Below are 17,044 nucleotides of genomic sequence, written 5' to 3'. Positions count from 1 at the left end.
GAGAAAATAAATGCAAAAAATAATGTTGATTATCAATCCAACCTCTGGTGGAGAAAAGGCTTTAGATTATAAGGAAAAGTTAGAAAATAAGGCTAAAAAATACTTCGAGAAAGTCGATGCCAGAATTACACAAAAAGCTCAAGACGCAACCAACTTGGCCACAGAAGCTTCTCTGGAGCATTATGAGGCAGTTCTTGTTTTTGGTGGAGATGGGACTGTCAATGAAGTAATCTCTGGTATAGCGGAAAAAGACTACATTCCTAAACTTGCGATTATCCCAGGAGGAACTGGAAATCTCATTACGAAACTGTTAGAAATTAATCAAGATATTGATGGTGCCATTGACGAGCTTGATTTTAATTCTACGAATAAGATTGATATCGGAAAATCAAATGGAAATTATTTTGGTTATATCTTTAGTATTGGCTCACTACCAGAAGCCATTCATAACGTTGGGATAGAGGATAAAACAAAATTTGGCATGTTCGCCTATGCGATTAATACCATGAAGTCTGTGGTTACAGATCAAGCATTTAACATTAGAGTTGAGACAGAAAATGGAAATTACATTGGCCCAGCCAGTCATGTCTTGGTTCTCCTTACCAATTATTTCGCTGATAAAAAAATCTTTGATGAAGATAAGGATGGTTATGCTAACATTTTGATTTTAAAAGATGACTCAATCCTTACTAAATTGTCGGTTATCCCTGACTTATTAAAGGGTGATGTTGTAGAAAATGATCACATCGAGTACATAAAAGCTCGTCATATAAAAATTTCTTCAGACACTGAGTTAGAAACGGATGTTGACGGCGACAAATCTGATGACCTACCAGTAGAAATTAAGGTGCTAGGTCAGCATATCCAAGTCTATTCTCAACCGAAAGAATAAAACTTTTGAAAAGAATAGTAGATAATAAAGGAGGCGATGATGACCAAGATTTTAGCAATTAATTCTATTTCGTTTAAAAAAAGAATGATTGAATTACTATTTGATTATCTTTTTATTCTAGCTTATTTAGCACTTCTGTTTTTAGGTTCTATGCTTTTTTACACTATTTTTTTTAATGGTATCCCAGAGTATACAGAAATTCAATCGCAGTGTCTTGTATTTTTTACCTCTGTTTTGCCAGTCACTCTACTTTTTACATTCTTAGATTATAGAAAAAATGGGAGTTTTGGGAAGGCGAAAGCAGGACTTCAATTGGTTTACAAGAAAAAAACTGTGCAAGCTAGCTTGCTTAGAAACACCATTAAATTTTTACCTTGGCAAATAGGTCATATGGGCACGATACATGGTTTCTATAGTGAGTTTGATTTCTTATCTATTATCCTCTCGTTTTTAGCTACTCTCCTCGCAGTTGCCCTACTTGCAATGATGGTTTTCAGGAAAGATAAGCGACATCTAGGTGACCTTATAGCTCATACACAGGTACAGCTAAAAGGTGACTAAAATTAAATATTTCAAAGATATTTCACTTATTAGGGAGCGTGCTGTGTGCCAGCTTCCTTTTTAATGATTTAAAATCTACTTTACTTATCAAAATGCTTGGACTTAAAATAAATTTGAACTATAATATAAGAGAAGCTAATCGACCTGAAAAATCTTAGTAAAAAAAGAAATATTTTATGAAAGTATCTAAAAAAATCAGATTAATGAGCTACTGTGGTTTAGCTATCTTTACTTTAGCTGCCTGTTGTACAAACCAAAACCAATCTACGGAAAAACAGAATAGTTCAACTACTAAGTTGGTTAGCTCAGATAAAGAAAGCTACAAAGGAACCTATAGCAATCTCAATAGCAAGGAAAGTTCAGAAGAAGTTCGAAAAGCCTTGGTTGAACATTTGGATAAAGATAGTGTCGATGCATTTTTCAATCTTGTCAACGATTATAACAATACTGTTGGTTCAGTTGGCTTAACTGGAGATTTTTCTACATTTACCAAAACAGACTATGATGTTGAAAAGATAAGCAATCTTTGGACTCCGAAAAAAGGTGATTTTGTCGGTACCAACTGTCGTATTAACAGTTATTGTTTATTGAAAAATTCTATCGAAATTCCTAAATTAGAGAAAGATGATTCTCTCTTGTTTGTCGATAATGATGCCATTGATAAGGGCAAAGTCTTTGGTGCAGAAGACAAGGATGCTTTTGATATTTTATTCTCAAGAGTCAAGACCGAAGCAACGACAGATGTTAAGGTGCATGCTACTAAGATGGAAAAATTCCTTTCTCAATTCAAGTTTAATGAAAATGCTCGAATGCTGTCTGTTGTAGTTCATGATGACTTGGATGGTCAATCTCTCTTTATCGGTCATGTTGGAATTCTTGTACCAAGTGAGGATGATGGCTATCTCTTTGTCGAAAAGCTAACTTTTGAGGAGCCTTATCAAGCTATCAAATTTGCAACCAAGGAAGATTGCTACAAATATCTAGATACAAAATACGAAAACTATACAGGTGAAGGTCTAGCGAAACCCTTTATTATGGATAATGATAAGTGGGTTCAACTCTAAAAATTGGATGATTTGCCTAAAGAGTAGATAAAAAGTTACCAACCGAATGATAGTTAAATTGATATGATTAGAGGACAGCAAGCATGGATGAACATACATTAAGAGTTGTAAAAATTGATAAAGAAGCTATTTTTGAGCTGCTCTACGAGACTTTTATAGCGCAAGAGCAAGAACTGCTGGACCTGTCTCCAGTAGATCTTATCAATGATTGTGCTATGGATTGGGAAAAGGGAGAGTTTATCTTTGCAGCACATCTTCAGGAAAATAGTCTGGGAGAATTTAATCCTCTTCCCAAAGATATTGATATTCAAGAGTTGCTGAAAAAACTACCTGTTACAACAGATTCCGTTCTTGGAAAAGAGAGGATTTATAGAGATTTTTCATTTGACCAATTAAAAAGATAGTATAATAGTAGTAAATAAAATAGTTATAAGGAGACACAATGGATATTAAAGATTTTACAGAAAAAGAACAAGATATGATTAAAAAGGGCCTAACTTTCTCTAAGCTTAACGATAAGGAAACTGCCGATAAAATTATCGCCTTAATTCCTCAAGATATGATTAAACGGATTCCATTTTTTGTTAGAAAACATGCTATTACACGTACTGTCAAGAGAATCTCGCTTGAGTATCCAGAGTTGTATGCTGTAGCTGAACAAGAAGTCCAACTTCCTGAAAAGGAAGCTCAAGAATTACGTCAAATTCTTACAGATATTTTCCAAGAGAAAATGAACAAGCATAAGATCAAATAAGCTTTGAGATTCAGAAATAAGATGTCGATTGAACATTAGGAGTTGAGAATGGCTATTGATGGCGTTAAAATCATTGACAGTGATCAAGGTTATGACATTTACAATGAAGTAGTTGGTCGCTATAGAGACGCTGAACATGTAACGAATATTATCAAGGATATTCTCGATGCAGAGAAAGATTACTGTCAAACTGACTTTTTTACAGAAATATATTGGACTGCTTTTGCCTACTCACTGTGGAAGATTGGTCATCTGACAGACGATATCAGAGATAAAACCTTGGAGCTTATCAAAAAAGGGGCTGATCCATTTTGGATAGAAATAGATCCAAAGGCTTTGAAGCAAAGGCAAAAGGTCTTGGATAAACTTGCTATCCAGTTGCAAACTGAAAATCTTAGGCCTCTAAAGGTCCCTAAAGCCAAAACTAAACGCAAACCCTATTTTGAAGAAGGGAATCTCCTTGCTGTTAAGTTCCAAGATGAGTATGGTCTTGTCTTTGTATCGATGGTTGATCAGAGTCCTAGAAAGCTTGAGTACCATCTGGCTTGCACGCGCCTCTTACAGACAAAAAAGCCCACCATCGATGATTTTTTGACCAGTCAAATTTCCTGTAAGATGGACAATACAAAGTTTGCTCTCGTTACAGACTGCTGGTTCAATCACAAAGATTTAGGCCAATTATTAGAAAATATTGAAAAAATTGGACAGGTGAAACTTAGACCTTTTAGTCTTTGGATGCTAGCACCTGCCCAAAATTTAGAAGATATTTATGAAGAAATCACTAGAGATAAAGGTTCCTCTGGCCTTAGATTCATCGAAACCTATAAACTTGTCGATGATATTTTTTCAGTTTAATGCTTATGTGATAAAGGGGGGAATGGTTAATCATTCCCATTGACTGTGTTGGGCTCTGACACCATAGCTATCTAGGGAGCCATCTCTATTAAACTTAGATTCAATCCGATACCTTTTCCAGAGGTCGTAATCTGCTGTTTGGATTGTTAGGATAAAGTTGGCATCGGTATCAGAGACATTATAATCAGCAGGATTGACTTCAAAGATATCGATTAATTTTCGTGTTTGAAAATCTTGAAGCTTGAGATTTGCTAGCTTGACATGATTGATGGAAATTTCTTCTAGTTGATTCTTATCCTTAGGTGTTCTGTAATAGGTGACGACGCAGTTTTTGAGTTGATCCGTATCTTTACCTGTGGGAGTAAGGCTCATAAAGCCATAGGACTGATCATCCCGCTTGACTTCGAGAAGCTGACCGTAGTAGAAGTGGTCGTTTTTGGGATTGGTGATTGGACTATCTGCACCTTTATCTTCGAAGGTGAACCCCTGCTCCAAAAGCTCGGAAGCCTTGGTCTCCCCGATAATGACAGTGGTATCTTGAATGGTTACTGGAACAGGTTGAGCTGGAAGACCACTCATCATCATGCAAAACATAAAAACATAACTCGTTAAAAAAGCTGTACCGATAAAAGCATTGGTTGATGCATAGACATGACTGTTATGAAAGTTTTTTCTTATAGCTAGTACAACAAATTTTCCAAGACTTTTTAAAATCATACTAACAAGTACGATGAAAAATTGTTTTTTCAAACATTCATAAACTGCTTGCGGGAAGCTATTGTCATGATAGTAGAAGCCAGCCAATGTGAGTAGATTTACGATTAAATAGATCAGCAAGAACCAATGAATCTCTTTAAGGGCATTGGCATCAGTGATTTCTTCATAGTCAACGTGAATTCTTCCTTGAACAGCATGACCAAGTTTATAAATCCATTTGGGAATGTCTTTGCCTTTTTTAACCGCAACTACAAGTCTAATATAGAGATAGATAGTAAAGGACAAGGATAGAAAGAAAAGAGCATAAAAAGCCAAAACAATACTAGTGAACATGACTATTTCCCCCTATTTAACATTCAATAAAACAATTTCTTAGCTCCATTATAGCATTTTCTAGGGAAATAGAGCTAGAAATATCCGTATGATACTAACTGATTCAAAGGAGTAAAATTATGGGAATGATTGCCAATTATCAATATTTACCAGACGATGAATTAAAACAAATAAAGCTACTTTCTAATGAGGAAAATGACTTGCTGGACTTGGCGGAGGATTATGTAGAAGAATATGAAATTTTTCTGGATATCGATAAAATGTGGGATGCCTTGGTCTTTGTCTTGACAGGATTTAGTAGTTCAGAATTTTTGGATGACAATCCCTTGAGAGAAGCTGTTTTAGGGGTGACTCCTCTAGAGGATGTATCTGAATATCTCGCCTATACTGAAAAAAACAGGATAGCCGAGATTGTAGAAGCTTTAGAAAGTTTTGACATGGACAGAGCTATGACTGACTTTAGTATGGAAGCCTGTAAGAAAGCCGACTTGTATCCTGATATTTGGGATTATCTTGAGGAAGAGGAAGAAATCAAGGATGACATTTTAACCTGCTTTATAAATATGAAAGAGTTTTACAAAAAGATTCTGGAACTCAATGGAAATGTCCTAGTCACTATTTGTTAAGATTTTATGTCATCCATTAGAAAGGTAGTCCCATGAATCCATTTCTAGAAAAATACATTACATTAAAAAAGCAATACCTGGACCAAGATGGAAAGTCTTAGTTGACCTCTATGAGCAATTGGGTCTCTACACTAGTGCCTATAGCTTATTTACCGAAATTTTTGATAAACCAGATCGAAAACAGATAAAGAAACTGAGCCGTTTACAAGAAATGAGTCAGAGTCATGGCGATCGTTTTGCCCTTCCTCGTCCTCTAAGAAAAGAAGAGAAAAAGCAAAGGCAGGACTTGTTAAAAGACTTACCTCATTTTCTCTATCATCCAGATCCCTTAGCTACAGGTTCATTTGTTCAAGGAGAAGCCAAGGTTTGTCCATCTTGTGGGAAAGAAAGTAATGTTTATTATGCCCTTATACCTTATTGTATCGAGGATATAGAATACCTTTGCCCAAGGTGCATTGCAAGTGGGCTAGCAGCTCAGAAATTCGATGCGGAATTTATCCAAGATGCCGAGTGGCAGGGTGAATTGGATCCAGAAAAGAATCAGCTGCTTTTTTGTCAGACCCCAGGCTACTCTAGTTGGCAGGGTGAATATTGGTTATCTTGCTGTCAAGATTACTGCGCTTACTTAGGTACAGTTGGAACTCGAGAATTGAAAGCTATGGGAATCGCTGAGCAAGTCTTGGCAGACTATGAAGCGCGTGAAGAATATCAAGAGGTAGAAGACTACTTGGTCAAAGACGGGCCTATCTGTGGTTATTTGTTTAGATGCCTCCACTGTCAAAAATACCAGATTTGGGTTGATGCGGATTAAATCGAAATGTGATTAGCTATGAAAATTAAAGAGAAGAGTGTGGAAGAACTAGAAGTATTCGAAGCCGCCTCCAAAGATTTATTTGATACTATGCAGGGATTTAAAGACAATCTATCTGTTCAATTTCCCCTATTAGATAGTGATAACTGGCAGTATGATAAGGGGTCTATAAAAGTTTGTAAGGCTGATGAGTCAGGATTCAAAAAAAGATGTAGGGTCGGAATCAGCTACAACTTGAAAGTCTCCCTATTAAACGAAGATGCCGAGCAAATCTGGTTACTGTTTAAAGACTGGTTCAACACTAGCAGATTGGGTCAAGTTGAAAGAAATCCTAATAATGAGGATTTGGGAAGATATGTCTTCTCAGCAAGTTCCCCTCTAGGTGATCAGGTAGCTTGTTCGATTTATTTGCCTAATGAGTGGAATATCCCTCAGATTAGCTTTTCAGGCTATCTAACAGCTCGTTATAGGGCTTGTGATCTTGATAAATAGCAAAAATAAGATGGAGGTTTTTAGAAATGAGAAAGATTGATTGGGACAAGATAAAGACTCGCTTAGATGCCTTACTAGTCATTGATGAGTATCTGACAGATCCAAGTGAGGATTGGCTCAGACTTGTGATTAAGACTGAGGAAGACTATGGAGTCCGCTACCTTATTGACGATTGCTCTGGTGATTCTCTAGATGTGATTTTGACTGATAAAATGATCCTTATAAAAGGCTTTGATCATGAAAATAGTTTAAGCCAGTTTGCTGCTGACGAGTGGAATCAAGATATCATCGATAGTTTTTATAAAGGACTGGATGAAAAGTATGTCTCACTTTATTCAGAAGATCAAAAAGATGAAACAACCTTCTTTATCTGGTATGATGGTCACGCGCATCAACAGACTTACCAAGATCAGGATGGTGGAGAATGGTTGCTATCTTACCTCTTTGATAGCTTTGAGAGATTTCATGAGTTTGTGACAGACTATTATGAAATTACAGTTGATAAAGATTTACTTAGAAAACTCTACATGAAAGGCTTTCTTTCAGACCTAGAATTAAAGCAATTAATCCAAGATGATTAAGAGGCTTATTATGAGAGTGAACTATAAAAATACCCCTGAAAACTATCGAGCTATGGTGGAAATAATCATCCCACCATTGCTTGATTTACTCAAAAGTTTAACCTTGTTAGAAGAGGAAATTTTTGAGCGTAACAAAGCACTGGATAAGGAAAAAGAAGCCCTTGGCATCCCAGCAAATCAAGTTCATCCCAAGTGGAACGATCTTATGGATGACTATTTTCAGAGACAAATGCAACTTCTAACTGGACGAGTGACTCAAAAATGCTTGGAAGGAGGAGTTAGAAATTCTTATGGCTCCCCAAGTGAGTATAACTATGTTCAAACGAATGATTTTTCTGTAGATTTTATCATGACAAAAGCTGAAAAAGCAAGAGTCATCACCCATTATCAAGAAGCTTTAGAAATGAAGCATCAGTTTGTACTTAGATTGGTGGATGGAAATTGGCTACTTGATGAAAAATTTTACAGTTTTGAGGATGAGGAAACTTGGTATCTCGACTCACTTTAAGCAAGATAGCTTTACTTCCCAACTGATATGAGAAAAGGAGAAGTCCTATGAAATTTTTGAAAAATCTATTTGCTAGTAAGAAAGAAAAGTCAGAGAAGAAAAAGACCCTTACCTTGTCCATGCCCCTCTTCAAAGGCAAGCAGGCCTATTCTTTAAACCAGGTCGTTCAGGAATTGAAATCTCACTGGGGACTTGAAATTTCTGAAGTTTCTGGGGATGATTCGAGTGCAACATTTATGATTGATGGTGCTCTCGTTGCGCTGGCTTTAATGGATTTACCTATCCCAAGTCAAGAATTTGAAGAATTGTATGCCTATTCTTACCTCTGGCAGGATGTTGAGAAGGAAACACAGGAGCACACTCAACACGCCATTGTTTCTATTTTGTCTGACAATCTTTCGCCAGTAGAAACTTATTCCCTATTAACTAAAGTCAATGCCTCTATCCTAAAAACTAGTCAATCAGCTGTTGGTATTTATCAGGGTTCTACCACCTTGCTCTTACCCAAAGATCTTTATCTAGACCTGGCTGATCTTTTGAAAGAAGAAATGCTTCCCCTTCAACTCTGGATTTACATGGGAATTATCAACCAGGGAGATAAAACTAGTATTTACACTTATGGTTTGAAAGAGTTTGGAAGAACTGAGATTGAAATTATCGAGTCTCCTATGAATAGCGATGACTTATATTATTTCCTCTTGTCTATTCTTCAGTATGTTTTAGGCAGTGATGTCACCTTAAAGGACGGTGAAACCATTGGCTTTTCAGAAGATCAAAAAATCAAAATCACTGAGTCAAAAGCCGTCTATTTGGAAGGAAATTCCTTGAAATTAGATGTTTAAACCATGATTTATAATTGAGTGTCCTTCTTAGATTGGGGATTTTATGAAGTGTGATATAAAAAAGTATTATCTCTACCGATTTCTGGCCTATAGATTTGAAAAACTCTCTTGTAAGAATCCAAGTCTCAAGGAAATAAAACCAGAGAAGAGAGAAAAAATCGTTCTAGAGGCTACTCGAACTAGTCAAAAGATTATTCTAGTCCTTGGAATTCTTTATGTTTTTCTAAATTCTGCTTTGTTCATTTACCTAAGGCTCAATGATTTTCAAAATCCCTTATTGACTTGGTTTACTGACTACATCGACTATTTTGGGGGATTGATAAACGGAGAATGGGGTGGTAGTTGGCGTCAAAAGAAAGCTAGTTTTTTGATGATTGCTCTACTGGCTTTACCCATTGTGCTGATAGAAGGCGGCCCCTTCTTCTTGCTGGTTTTATTGATTGGGAATTGGGTATTAAAGAGAAAGATAAGATTTGTGAGAGAACATAAAGGAGTAGAGAGCCATGGGTAGAACGGTGATTATAGGTACTTTAATAGTTTTTGCAATCTTTAATCTGCTACTCGGTCTGGGCTTTTATCTCTTTCTAAAAAAGAGGAGAGAGAACGGGCAGTCATTGTACGAAACCCCTGTAAATCAACAAACTCGAACAGAAAAACTGGGTTTAGGCGAGATTTTAGTCTACCTGACGTTGATTGCTATTGCAGGCGTCTTTGCTTTTCAGACCTTAAATAGAGGTGGTGTTGGGAATTCTATTTTAGCCAAAATGATCCTTCTACCTGCTCTAATGGCCCTTTTCAATGCAAGAAAAAGGACTGGAAAGTCTTTACTTGCCCTCCTTATAACCTTTATGGTCTTTCTGGTAGGAGTCATGTTTAATCTCACGATTGGTTTGCCACCTCAAGCACCGATTTTGCAAATTAATGAAAGTAAAATTACGTTAGCAGAAACTAAAGCAAGTGATCTGATGGAAGCTGGATTTGACATCTATGTAAGACAGGGCGATGGTGGTAGCGACTATGAAGACCTCCTGACAAGTAACAGTTTCCAAAAGTATCCTGGAGATAAAACAGTTACCATCGAAAAAGGCTTCAGGCTTGATAGCAATGCTGTTCCTTACGCCCCCTATCTCCTAGCAAAAGATGGCATAGTACTGGGCAGTATTTCCTTTTACGGTGCTGAGGACTATGATGTGGCTATAGAAGATTCTAAGGTTATTCAGGTTCGATTTAACAAGGATAGCATTGAAGCAGCTAAGAAACATTCTATCACTTTGAAATTGGATGAACTCGACTTGACTAGTCGACTGGACCTACCACTTGTTCAAGAAACTTTCAAAAAGCATCTATGGTCAATCCCCTCATCAAATACAAGTGATGTCACTCAATTATGGTATGGATTACAGTGGTCAAGTAACAGTGACTCTCTATTTTGGAATGAGTATTATAGTCTTATCCGTCTAGATGAAAATTATTTGATGACTGATTTTGAACTAGCTGCCAAAGTAGCGCGTGATGAGTAATACGATTTTGAATAGTTGAATTTGCTTATGACTATCTAAAGGAATTAATTTATTTATACTCTTCAAAAATCAAATTCAAACCACGTCAGCTTCGCCTTGCCGTACTCGAGTACAGCCTTAGGCTAGCTTCCTAGTTTGCTCTTTGATTTTCATTGAGTATTAGTTCCTTTTTTTATTATTTGATTTTAATTTAAAACGATTTCCATTTCTTGGCTAAACAAATTACACGAACTAAATAATAAATCATTTAAAAAAAGTTCTAAAAAAACTTTACAAAATAGTGAAAATATGATATAGTAATGAGGCTTAGAAAATGAGATGATGTTTTCTAGCAAATATAAACCCGAGTAAAAAATGCCTACGGACAGGCAGGGTTGAATGCCGAAGCGTGGTTGAAAAGCCACATTATTGATAGGGTTAAAAGCCTACTTTTATAAGTTGATGTTAGAACACTAGTTCTAATTCGTATACATTTGTTAGTGTGGTGAAAGCACACGTCATCTTGTGAAACGATCAATAAAGTACGTAATATTTGCTACTAGAGAGTTAGGAAACATCAGGAACAGACATACTCAAAAGAAACAAACATAAACACGTCAGTAGATTGTAGAGCAGGTGCCAACCTGCTCTTTTTTCATAAGTATCCTTTAGAGCCTTACACAAGGTGAAAAAACTATGATAAAGGAGTATGTCTTTATAATGTTAAATCAAAACCAAGCTCCCATCTATGAGGGGCTGGTCAAATTACGAAAGAAAAGAATTGTACCGTTTGATGTACCTGGTCACAAGCGTGGCCGTGGGAATCCAGAGTTGGTTGAACTTCTGGGTGAGAAATGCGTTGGGATTGATGTCAATTCTATGAAGCCTTTGGACAACTTGGGACATCCTATTTCGATTATTCGAGAAGCTGAAGAGCTAGCAGCAAAGGCTTTTGGTGCTGCTCATGCCTTTTTAATGATTGGGGGGACCACATCATCTGTTCAAACCATGATTCTCTCCACTTGTAAAACTGGAGATAAGATTATTCTTCCGCGTAACGTACATAAATCAGCTATCAACGCCCTTGTTTTGTGTGGTGCTATCCCCATCTATATCGAGATGAGTGTGGATCCTAAAATCGGTATTGCTTTGGGGCTTGAAAATGAGCGTGTGGCGCAAGCTATTAAGGACCATCCGGATGCCAAGGCTATCCTAATTAACAATCCAACCTATTATGGGATTTGTTCAGATCTTAAGGGACTAACTGAGATGGCTCACGCTGCAGGAATGAAAGTCTTAGTAGATGAAGCCCACGGTGCTCATCTGCACTTTACAGATAAACTTCCTCTGTCTGCTATGGATGCAGGAGCAGATATGTCGGCTGTATCCATGCATAAATCCGGTGGCAGCTTGACTCAAAGTTCCCTTCTTTTAGTTGGCAATCAGATGAATCCTGAGTACGTACGTCAGATTATTAATCTGACACAGTCGACATCAGCATCCTACTTGCTAATGTCTAGTCTAGATGTTTCTCGTAGGAACCTAGCCCTTCGTGGCAAAGAGTCGTTTGAGAAAGTCATTGAGCTATCTGAGTACGCACGTCGTGAAATCAATGCCATCGGTGGCTACTATGCCTACTCAAAAGAGCTGGTAGATGGTGTATCGGTTTGTGATTTTGATGTAACAAAGCTGTCAGTTTACACTCAGGGGATTGGTCTAACAGGGATTGAAGTTTATGATCTCTTACGGGATGAATATGACATTCAGATTGAGTTTGGTGATATCGGGAATATCTTGGCCTACATTTCAATTGGTGACCGCATTCAAGACATTGAGCGCTTGGTAGGTGCTCTGGCTGACATCAAGAGACTCTACTCGCGAGATGGAAAAGACTTGATTGCTGGCGAATATATCCAACCAGAGTTGGTGCTATCTCCTCAGAAGGCCTTCTATGCAGATAGAAGAAGCTTAACATTAGACGAGTCCATTGGCCAGGTATGTGGGGAATTTGTCATGTGTTATCCTCCAGGAATTCCAATCCTAGCGCCAGGTGAACGGATTACACGAGAAATTGTCGATTATATCCAATTTGCAAAGGAACGTGGTTGTTCCCTCCAAGGAACGGAAGATCCAGAGGTCAATCACATCAATGTTATTGAAAGAAAGGAGAACTAGATGGATTTATGGTTTTCTGAAGTTCATACTCCAGATGTGAAATTGTCGCTTAGAACTGCTAAACAACTCTATGCTGGAAAAAGTGAGTGGCAGGATATTGAAGTATTAGATACTCCAGCTTTTGGAAAGATTTTGATTTTAAATGGGCATGTCTTGTTCTCAGATGCAGATGATTTTGTCTACAACGAAATGACTGTTCACGTTCCTATGGCTGTCCATCCAAATCCCAAGAAAGTCTTGGTTATTGGGGGTGGTGACGGTGGTGTTGCCCAAGTATTAACCCTCTATCCAGAATTGGAACAAATCGATATTGTAGAACCAGATGAGATGCTGGTTGAGGTTTGTCGAGAGTATTTTCCAGACTTTGCTGCAGGACTTGATGACCCTCGCGTCACCATTTACTACCAAAATGGACTGAGATTTTTGAGAAACTGTGAAGATGATTACGACATTATCATTAACGATGCGACAGATCCATTTGGCCATACAGAAGGACTCTTTACCAAGGAATTTTACGGTAATAGTTATAGGGCTCTCAAAGAGGACGGAATCATGATCTATCAGCATGGTAGTCCTTTCTTTGACGAAGATGAGTCAGCTTGCCGAAGCATGCACCGTAAGGTCAATCAAGCCTTTCCAATCAGCCGGGTTTATCAGGCACATATCCCAACTAGTCCTGCTGGCTATTGGTTGTTTGGATTTGCATCGAAAAAATATCACCCTGTCAAAGATTTTGACAAGGAAGGCTGGAAAAAACGTCAGTTATTTACGGAATATTACACTGCAAACTTACATGTGGGGGCCTTTATGTTGCCTAAGTATGTAGAAGACATTTTAGAAGAAGAGGAAGGAAAAAAATGAGTCGTTTATTAGTTATTGGATGTGGGGGAGTTGCCCAAGTTGCTATTTCAAAGATTTGCCAAGATAGCGAAACTTTTAAAGAGATTATGATTGCTAGCCGTACCAAGTCAAAATGCGATGACTTGAAGGCTAAATTAGAAGGCAAAACAAATACTAAGATTGAGACAGCTGCTCTTGATGCTGACAAGGTAGAAGAAGTGATTTCCTTGATTGAAAGCTACAAACCAGAAGCTGTTTTGAACGTAGCTTTGCCTTATCAAGACTTGACTATCATGGATGCTTGTTTGGCAACAGGTGTCCACTATATCGATACTGCCAACTATGAGGCTGAGGACACAGAAGACCCTGAATGGCGTGCTATTTATGAGAAACGTTGTAAGGAACTTGGTTTTACTGCCTACTTTGACTACTCATGGCAATGGGCTTATCAAGAAAAATTCAAGGAAGCAGGTCTGACAGCTCTTCTTGGTTCTGGTTTTGACCCAGGGGTAACAAGCGTCTTTTCAGCTTATGCACTCAAACATTACTTTGACGAAATCCACTATATCGATATTTTAGACTGTAATGGTGGTGACCACGGTTATCCATTTGCGACAAACTTTAACCCAGAAATCAACTTGCGTGAGGTTTCTGCACCAGGTTCTTACTGGGAAAATGGAAAATGGGTAGAAGTCGAAGCTATGTCTATCAAACGTGAGTATGATTTCCCACAAGTTGGTCAAAAAGACATGTATCTCCTCCACCATGAAGAAATTGAATCATTGGCGAAAAACATTCCAGGAGTTAAACGCATTCGCTTCTTTATGACTTTTGGCCAATCTTATCTAACGCACATGAAATGTTTGGAAAACGTTGGTCTCCTTCGTACAGATGCTATTAACTTTAACGGCCAAGAAATCGTACCAATCCAATTCTTGAAAGCCTTGCTTCCAGATCCTGCTAGCCTTGGCCCACGTACAGTTGGTAAAACCAATATCGGCTGTATCTTTACAGGTGTCAAAGATGGCGTTGAAAAGACAATCTACATCTACAATGTTTGCGATCATCAGGAATGTTACGCAGAGGTTGGTTCACAAGCCATTTCTTACACAACAGGTGTTCCTGCCATGATTGGGACAAAATTAGTGATGGATGGTACATGGAAACAACCTGGAGTTTATAACCTTGAAGAGTTGGATCCAGACCCATTCATGGAAGCTTTGAATAAATACGGTTTGCCATGGGTTGTGGTTGAAAATCCACAAATGGTGGACTAATGAAATTAGAACAAGTACCAACGCCTTCTTATATCATTGACTTAGGAAAATTAGAAGAGAATTGCCGCATTCTACAAGAGGTTCAAGAAAAAGCAGGTTGTAAGGTTTTGCTAGCTCAAAAGGCTTATTCTCTCTATAAAACCTATCCCTTGATTAGTCAATATCTGTCAGGTACGACAGCTAGTGGACTCTATGAAGCGAAGCTGGCTAGAGAAGAGTTTCCGGGGGAAGTCCATGTATTTGCGCCTGCTTTCAAGGAATCAGACATGGAAGAGCTACTGCAAATATCGGATCATATTGTTTTTAACTCAGAGAAACAACTACGAAAATATGGTCAACGTTGTCGTGAGGCTGGTATCAGTGTGGGTCTTCGCATCAATCCTCAATGTTCAACGCAGGGTGACCACGCGCTTTATGATCCTTGTGCTCCTGGCTCTCGTTTTGGAGTGACTTCAGACAAGATACCAAGTGATTTATTGGAATTGGTTGACGGACTTCATTTTCATACCCTCTGTGAGCAAGGGGCAGATGATTTACAAACGACTTTGAAAGCAGTAGAAGACCAGTTTGGAGCTTATTTGCACCAAGTTAAATGGCTCAATATGGGTGGTGGACATCATATTACGAGAGATGATTATGATGTGGACTTACTGATCTCTGAGATTAAACGTATTCGAGAAACCTATAACCTTGATGTCTATGTCGAACCAGGTGAAGCCATTGCCCTTAATGCGGGCTATCTAGCGACAGAAGTCTTGGATATTGTTGAAAATGGGATTGAGACCTTGGTGCTAGACGCCTCGGCAAGCTGCCATATGCCAGATGTTCTTGAGATGCCTTATCGTCCCCCATTGAGAGATGGATTTGAAGCACAAGAAAAACCTTATACTTATAGACTCTCTTCAAATACTTGTCTGACAGGGGATATCATTGGGGATTACAGCTTTGAAAAACCGATTGAAATCGGCAATCGCCTCTATTTTGAAGACATGGCTATTTACTCATTTGTCAAAAATAATACCTTTAACGGGATTGGACTTCCAAGTTTGTATCTAATGGATAAAGAGGGTGAGTGCAGTCTAGTCAAGGCCTTTGGTTACCAAGACTTTAAGGAGAGATTATCATGATGGACAGTCCAAAGAAATTAGGTTATCGTATGCCTGCAGAGTATGAACCCCATCATGGGACTCTCATGATCTGGCCTACTCGACCAGGGTCTTGGCCATTTCAGGGTAAGGCTGCAAAAAAAGCATTTAGCCTGATTATCAAAACCATTGCCCAAGGGGAAACAGTCTACCTTTTAGTAGACCAGAATTATTTGTCTGAAGCCCAATCCTTTCTTGGAGACCAGGTCGTTTATCTAGATATCCCAACAAATGATGCCTGGGCTCGTGATACTGGTCCAACTATTCTCCTTAATGATAAAAGGGAAAAGTTAGCGGTAGACTGGTCTTTCAATGCCTGGGGTGGTGCTGTGGATGGTCTCTACAAAGACTATGAAGCAGATGACCAAGTCGCTAGTCGCTTTGCAGAAGTTTTAGAGATACCTGTTTACGATGCCAAACCTTTTGTACTAGAAGGTGGAGCTATTCACAGTGACGGCCAAGGAACTATTCTTGTGACAGAAAGTTGCCTTCTCAGTCCGGGTCGCAATCCTCATATGACTAAAGAAGAGATTGAAAAGACCTTACTAGAGAGTCTTGGTGCTGAAAAAGTTATCTGGCTTCCTTATGGTATTTATCAAGATGAAACCAATGAACACGTCGACAATGTAGCAGCCTTTGTTGGCCCAGCGGAGATTGTCTTAGCTTGGACAGATGATCAGGATGATCCCCAGTATAACATGTCAGCAGCTGACCTTTCCCTTTTAGAGAAGGAAACAGATGCAAAGGGGCGTTCCTTTACCATTCATAAACTCCCAATCCCAGGTCTTCATCAAGTAGTGATGGAAGAAGATTTGCCGGGCTATACTTATGAAGAAGGTGAAGAAGAACGCTATGCAGGAGAACGTTTAGCAGCTTCCTATGTTAACTTCTATATTGCCAATAAGTCTGTCTTGGTGCCACAATTTCAGGACGAAAACGACCAAGTAGCATTGGGTATCCTCAGTCAATGTTTTCCAAATCGTGAAGTCGTCGGAATCCCTGCAAGAGATATTCTTTTAGGTGGTGGAAATATCCACTGTATTACCCAACAAATTCCAGAATAGGAGAAAAA

19 protein-coding genes and 1 pseudogene are annotated in these 17,044 nt (G+C 38.4%); 19 read left to right on the top strand and 1 reads right to left on the bottom strand.

Going from position 1 to position 17,044, the window contains the following annotated elements:
- Nucleotides 1-10: 10 nt before the first annotated feature.
- The 6 genes from O3633_RS00385 (at nt 11) to O3633_RS00360 (ending at nt 4,126) form a co-directional block, all read left to right on the top strand.
- Nucleotides 11-892, top strand: a complete 882-nt coding sequence (locus O3633_RS00385; protein WP_371620007.1) for a diacylglycerol/lipid kinase family protein — start codon at nt 11-13, stop codon at nt 890-892.
- Between the two features lie 39 nt (nt 893-931).
- Nucleotides 932-1,453: an RDD family protein gene (locus tag O3633_RS00380; RefSeq protein ID WP_371620006.1), complete on the top strand. Its 522-nt coding sequence runs from the start codon at nt 932-934 to the stop codon at nt 1,451-1,453.
- Between the two features lie 176 nt (nt 1,454-1,629).
- Nucleotides 1,630-2,517: a DUF4300 family protein gene (locus O3633_RS00375; RefSeq protein ID WP_371620005.1), complete on the top strand. Its 888-nt coding sequence runs from the start codon at nt 1,630-1,632 to the stop codon at nt 2,515-2,517.
- 83 nt (nt 2,518-2,600) lie between these two features.
- Complete coding sequence (locus O3633_RS00370; protein WP_371620004.1) at nt 2,601-2,921, top strand: hypothetical protein; 321 nt, start codon at nt 2,601-2,603, stop codon at nt 2,919-2,921.
- Between the two features lie 38 nt (nt 2,922-2,959).
- Nucleotides 2,960-3,271, top strand: a complete 312-nt coding sequence (locus tag O3633_RS00365) for a hypothetical protein (protein ID WP_371620003.1) — start codon at nt 2,960-2,962, stop codon at nt 3,269-3,271.
- Between the two features lie 48 nt (nt 3,272-3,319).
- A complete protein-coding gene (locus O3633_RS00360; protein WP_371620002.1) occupies nt 3,320-4,126 on the top strand; it encodes a hypothetical protein in 807 nt (268 codons plus the stop codon).
- Nucleotides 4,127-4,156: 30 nt separating this feature from the next.
- Here the strand turns inward: O3633_RS00360 and O3633_RS00355 are convergent, their stop codons facing one another.
- Nucleotides 4,157-5,176, bottom strand: a complete 1,020-nt coding sequence (locus O3633_RS00355; protein WP_371620001.1) for a hypothetical protein — start codon at nt 5,174-5,176, stop codon at nt 4,157-4,159.
- A 119-nt stretch (nt 5,177-5,295) separates the two neighbouring features.
- Between O3633_RS00355 and O3633_RS00350 the strand changes: the two genes are divergently transcribed.
- The 13 genes and pseudogenes from O3633_RS00350 (at nt 5,296) to aguA (ending at nt 17,036) form a co-directional block, all read left to right on the top strand.
- Complete coding sequence (locus O3633_RS00350; protein WP_371620000.1) at nt 5,296-5,802, top strand: YfbM family protein; 507 nt, start codon at nt 5,296-5,298, stop codon at nt 5,800-5,802.
- Nucleotides 5,803-5,834: 32 nt separating this feature from the next.
- Nucleotides 5,835-6,613 (top strand): annotated as a pseudogene (locus O3633_RS00345) (CbrC family protein).
- Nucleotides 6,614-6,631: 18 nt separating this feature from the next.
- Nucleotides 6,632-7,105 (top strand): hypothetical protein, encoded by a 474-nt coding sequence (locus O3633_RS00340; protein WP_371619999.1) that lies wholly within the window; start codon nt 6,632-6,634, stop codon nt 7,103-7,105.
- A 26-nt stretch (nt 7,106-7,131) separates the two neighbouring features.
- Nucleotides 7,132-7,686 carry a hypothetical protein gene (locus tag O3633_RS00335; protein WP_001225778.1) on the top strand — a complete coding sequence of 185 codons (555 nt, stop codon included), beginning with the start codon at nt 7,132-7,134 and terminating at the stop codon, nt 7,684-7,686.
- A 10-nt stretch (nt 7,687-7,696) separates the two neighbouring features.
- On the top strand, nt 7,697-8,194 hold the full coding sequence (locus tag O3633_RS00330) for a hypothetical protein (RefSeq protein ID WP_371619998.1): 498 nt from the start codon (nt 7,697-7,699) through the stop codon (nt 8,192-8,194).
- A gap of 47 nt (nt 8,195-8,241) precedes the next feature.
- Entirely contained in the window at nt 8,242-9,036 is a 795-nt protein-coding gene (locus O3633_RS00325) for a DUF4261 domain-containing protein (protein ID WP_371619997.1), read from the top strand.
- Nucleotides 9,037-9,079: 43 nt separating this feature from the next.
- Complete coding sequence (locus tag O3633_RS00320; RefSeq protein ID WP_371619996.1) at nt 9,080-9,547, top strand: hypothetical protein; 468 nt, start codon at nt 9,080-9,082, stop codon at nt 9,545-9,547.
- Nucleotides 9,540-10,556, top strand: a complete 1,017-nt coding sequence (locus tag O3633_RS00315) for a hypothetical protein (RefSeq protein WP_371619995.1) — start codon at nt 9,540-9,542, stop codon at nt 10,554-10,556. The genes O3633_RS00320 and O3633_RS00315 overlap by 8 nt, the downstream gene beginning before the upstream one ends.
- A gap of 699 nt (nt 10,557-11,255) precedes the next feature.
- Entirely contained in the window at nt 11,256-12,710 is a 1,455-nt protein-coding gene (locus O3633_RS00310; protein WP_371619994.1) for an aminotransferase class I/II-fold pyridoxal phosphate-dependent enzyme, read from the top strand.
- Nucleotides 12,711-13,571 (top strand): polyamine aminopropyltransferase, encoded by an 861-nt coding sequence (gene speE, locus O3633_RS00305; protein WP_000366713.1) that lies wholly within the window; start codon nt 12,711-12,713, stop codon nt 13,569-13,571. It abuts the gene before it with no gap.
- Nucleotides 13,568-14,827 (top strand): saccharopine dehydrogenase family protein, encoded by a 1,260-nt coding sequence (locus tag O3633_RS00300; protein WP_371619993.1) that lies wholly within the window; start codon nt 13,568-13,570, stop codon nt 14,825-14,827. The genes speE and O3633_RS00300 overlap by 4 nt, the downstream gene beginning before the upstream one ends.
- Nucleotides 14,827-15,954 carry a carboxynorspermidine decarboxylase gene (gene nspC, locus O3633_RS00295; RefSeq protein WP_371619992.1) on the top strand — a complete coding sequence of 376 codons (1,128 nt, stop codon included), beginning with the start codon at nt 14,827-14,829 and terminating at the stop codon, nt 15,952-15,954. Before O3633_RS00300 ends, nspC begins: the two co-directional genes overlap by 1 nt.
- A complete protein-coding gene (gene aguA, locus O3633_RS00290; RefSeq protein ID WP_371619991.1) occupies nt 15,951-17,036 on the top strand; it encodes an agmatine deiminase in 1,086 nt (361 codons plus the stop codon). Before nspC ends, aguA begins: the two co-directional genes overlap by 4 nt.
- Nucleotides 17,037-17,044 lie beyond the last annotated feature (8 nt).

Source organism: Streptococcus sp. 27098_8_22 (genome assembly GCF_041432415.1).
Taxonomy (GTDB): domain Bacteria; phylum Bacillota; class Bacilli; order Lactobacillales; family Streptococcaceae; genus Streptococcus; species Streptococcus pseudopneumoniae_M.
The sequence above is the reverse complement of the archived record's forward strand: the minus strand, read 5'-3'. Positions and strand labels throughout refer to the sequence as shown.

Excerpts from the sequence above, each read along its gene's own strand:
- O3633_RS00385 (WP_371620007.1), top strand. The coding sequence starts at position 11 with ATGCAAAAAATAATGTTGATTATCAATCCAACCTCTGGTGGAGAAAAG.
- O3633_RS00380 (WP_371620006.1), top strand. The coding sequence starts at position 932 with ATGACCAAGATTTTAGCAATTAATTCTATTTCGTTTAAAAAAAGAATG.
- O3633_RS00375 (WP_371620005.1), top strand. The coding sequence starts at position 1,630 with ATGAAAGTATCTAAAAAAATCAGATTAATGAGCTACTGTGGTTTAGCT.
- O3633_RS00370 (WP_371620004.1), top strand. The coding sequence starts at position 2,601 with ATGGATGAACATACATTAAGAGTTGTAAAAATTGATAAAGAAGCTATT.
- O3633_RS00365 (WP_371620003.1), top strand. The coding sequence starts at position 2,960 with ATGGATATTAAAGATTTTACAGAAAAAGAACAAGATATGATTAAAAAG.
- O3633_RS00360 (WP_371620002.1), top strand. The coding sequence starts at position 3,320 with ATGGCTATTGATGGCGTTAAAATCATTGACAGTGATCAAGGTTATGAC.
- O3633_RS00355 (WP_371620001.1), bottom strand. The coding sequence starts at position 5,176 with ATGTTCACTAGTATTGTTTTGGCTTTTTATGCTCTTTTCTTTCTATCC.
- O3633_RS00350 (WP_371620000.1), top strand. The coding sequence starts at position 5,296 with ATGGGAATGATTGCCAATTATCAATATTTACCAGACGATGAATTAAAA.
- O3633_RS00340 (WP_371619999.1), top strand. The coding sequence starts at position 6,632 with ATGAAAATTAAAGAGAAGAGTGTGGAAGAACTAGAAGTATTCGAAGCC.
- O3633_RS00335 (WP_001225778.1), top strand. The coding sequence starts at position 7,132 with ATGAGAAAGATTGATTGGGACAAGATAAAGACTCGCTTAGATGCCTTA.
- O3633_RS00330 (WP_371619998.1), top strand. The coding sequence starts at position 7,697 with ATGAGAGTGAACTATAAAAATACCCCTGAAAACTATCGAGCTATGGTG.
- O3633_RS00325 (WP_371619997.1), top strand. The coding sequence starts at position 8,242 with ATGAAATTTTTGAAAAATCTATTTGCTAGTAAGAAAGAAAAGTCAGAG.
- O3633_RS00320 (WP_371619996.1), top strand. The coding sequence starts at position 9,080 with ATGAAGTGTGATATAAAAAAGTATTATCTCTACCGATTTCTGGCCTAT.
- O3633_RS00315 (WP_371619995.1), top strand. The coding sequence starts at position 9,540 with ATGGGTAGAACGGTGATTATAGGTACTTTAATAGTTTTTGCAATCTTT.
- O3633_RS00310 (WP_371619994.1), top strand. The coding sequence starts at position 11,256 with ATGTTAAATCAAAACCAAGCTCCCATCTATGAGGGGCTGGTCAAATTA.
- speE (WP_000366713.1), top strand. The coding sequence starts at position 12,711 with ATGGATTTATGGTTTTCTGAAGTTCATACTCCAGATGTGAAATTGTCG.
- O3633_RS00300 (WP_371619993.1), top strand. The coding sequence starts at position 13,568 with ATGAGTCGTTTATTAGTTATTGGATGTGGGGGAGTTGCCCAAGTTGCT.
- nspC (WP_371619992.1), top strand. The coding sequence starts at position 14,827 with ATGAAATTAGAACAAGTACCAACGCCTTCTTATATCATTGACTTAGGA.
- aguA (WP_371619991.1), top strand. The coding sequence starts at position 15,951 with ATGATGGACAGTCCAAAGAAATTAGGTTATCGTATGCCTGCAGAGTAT.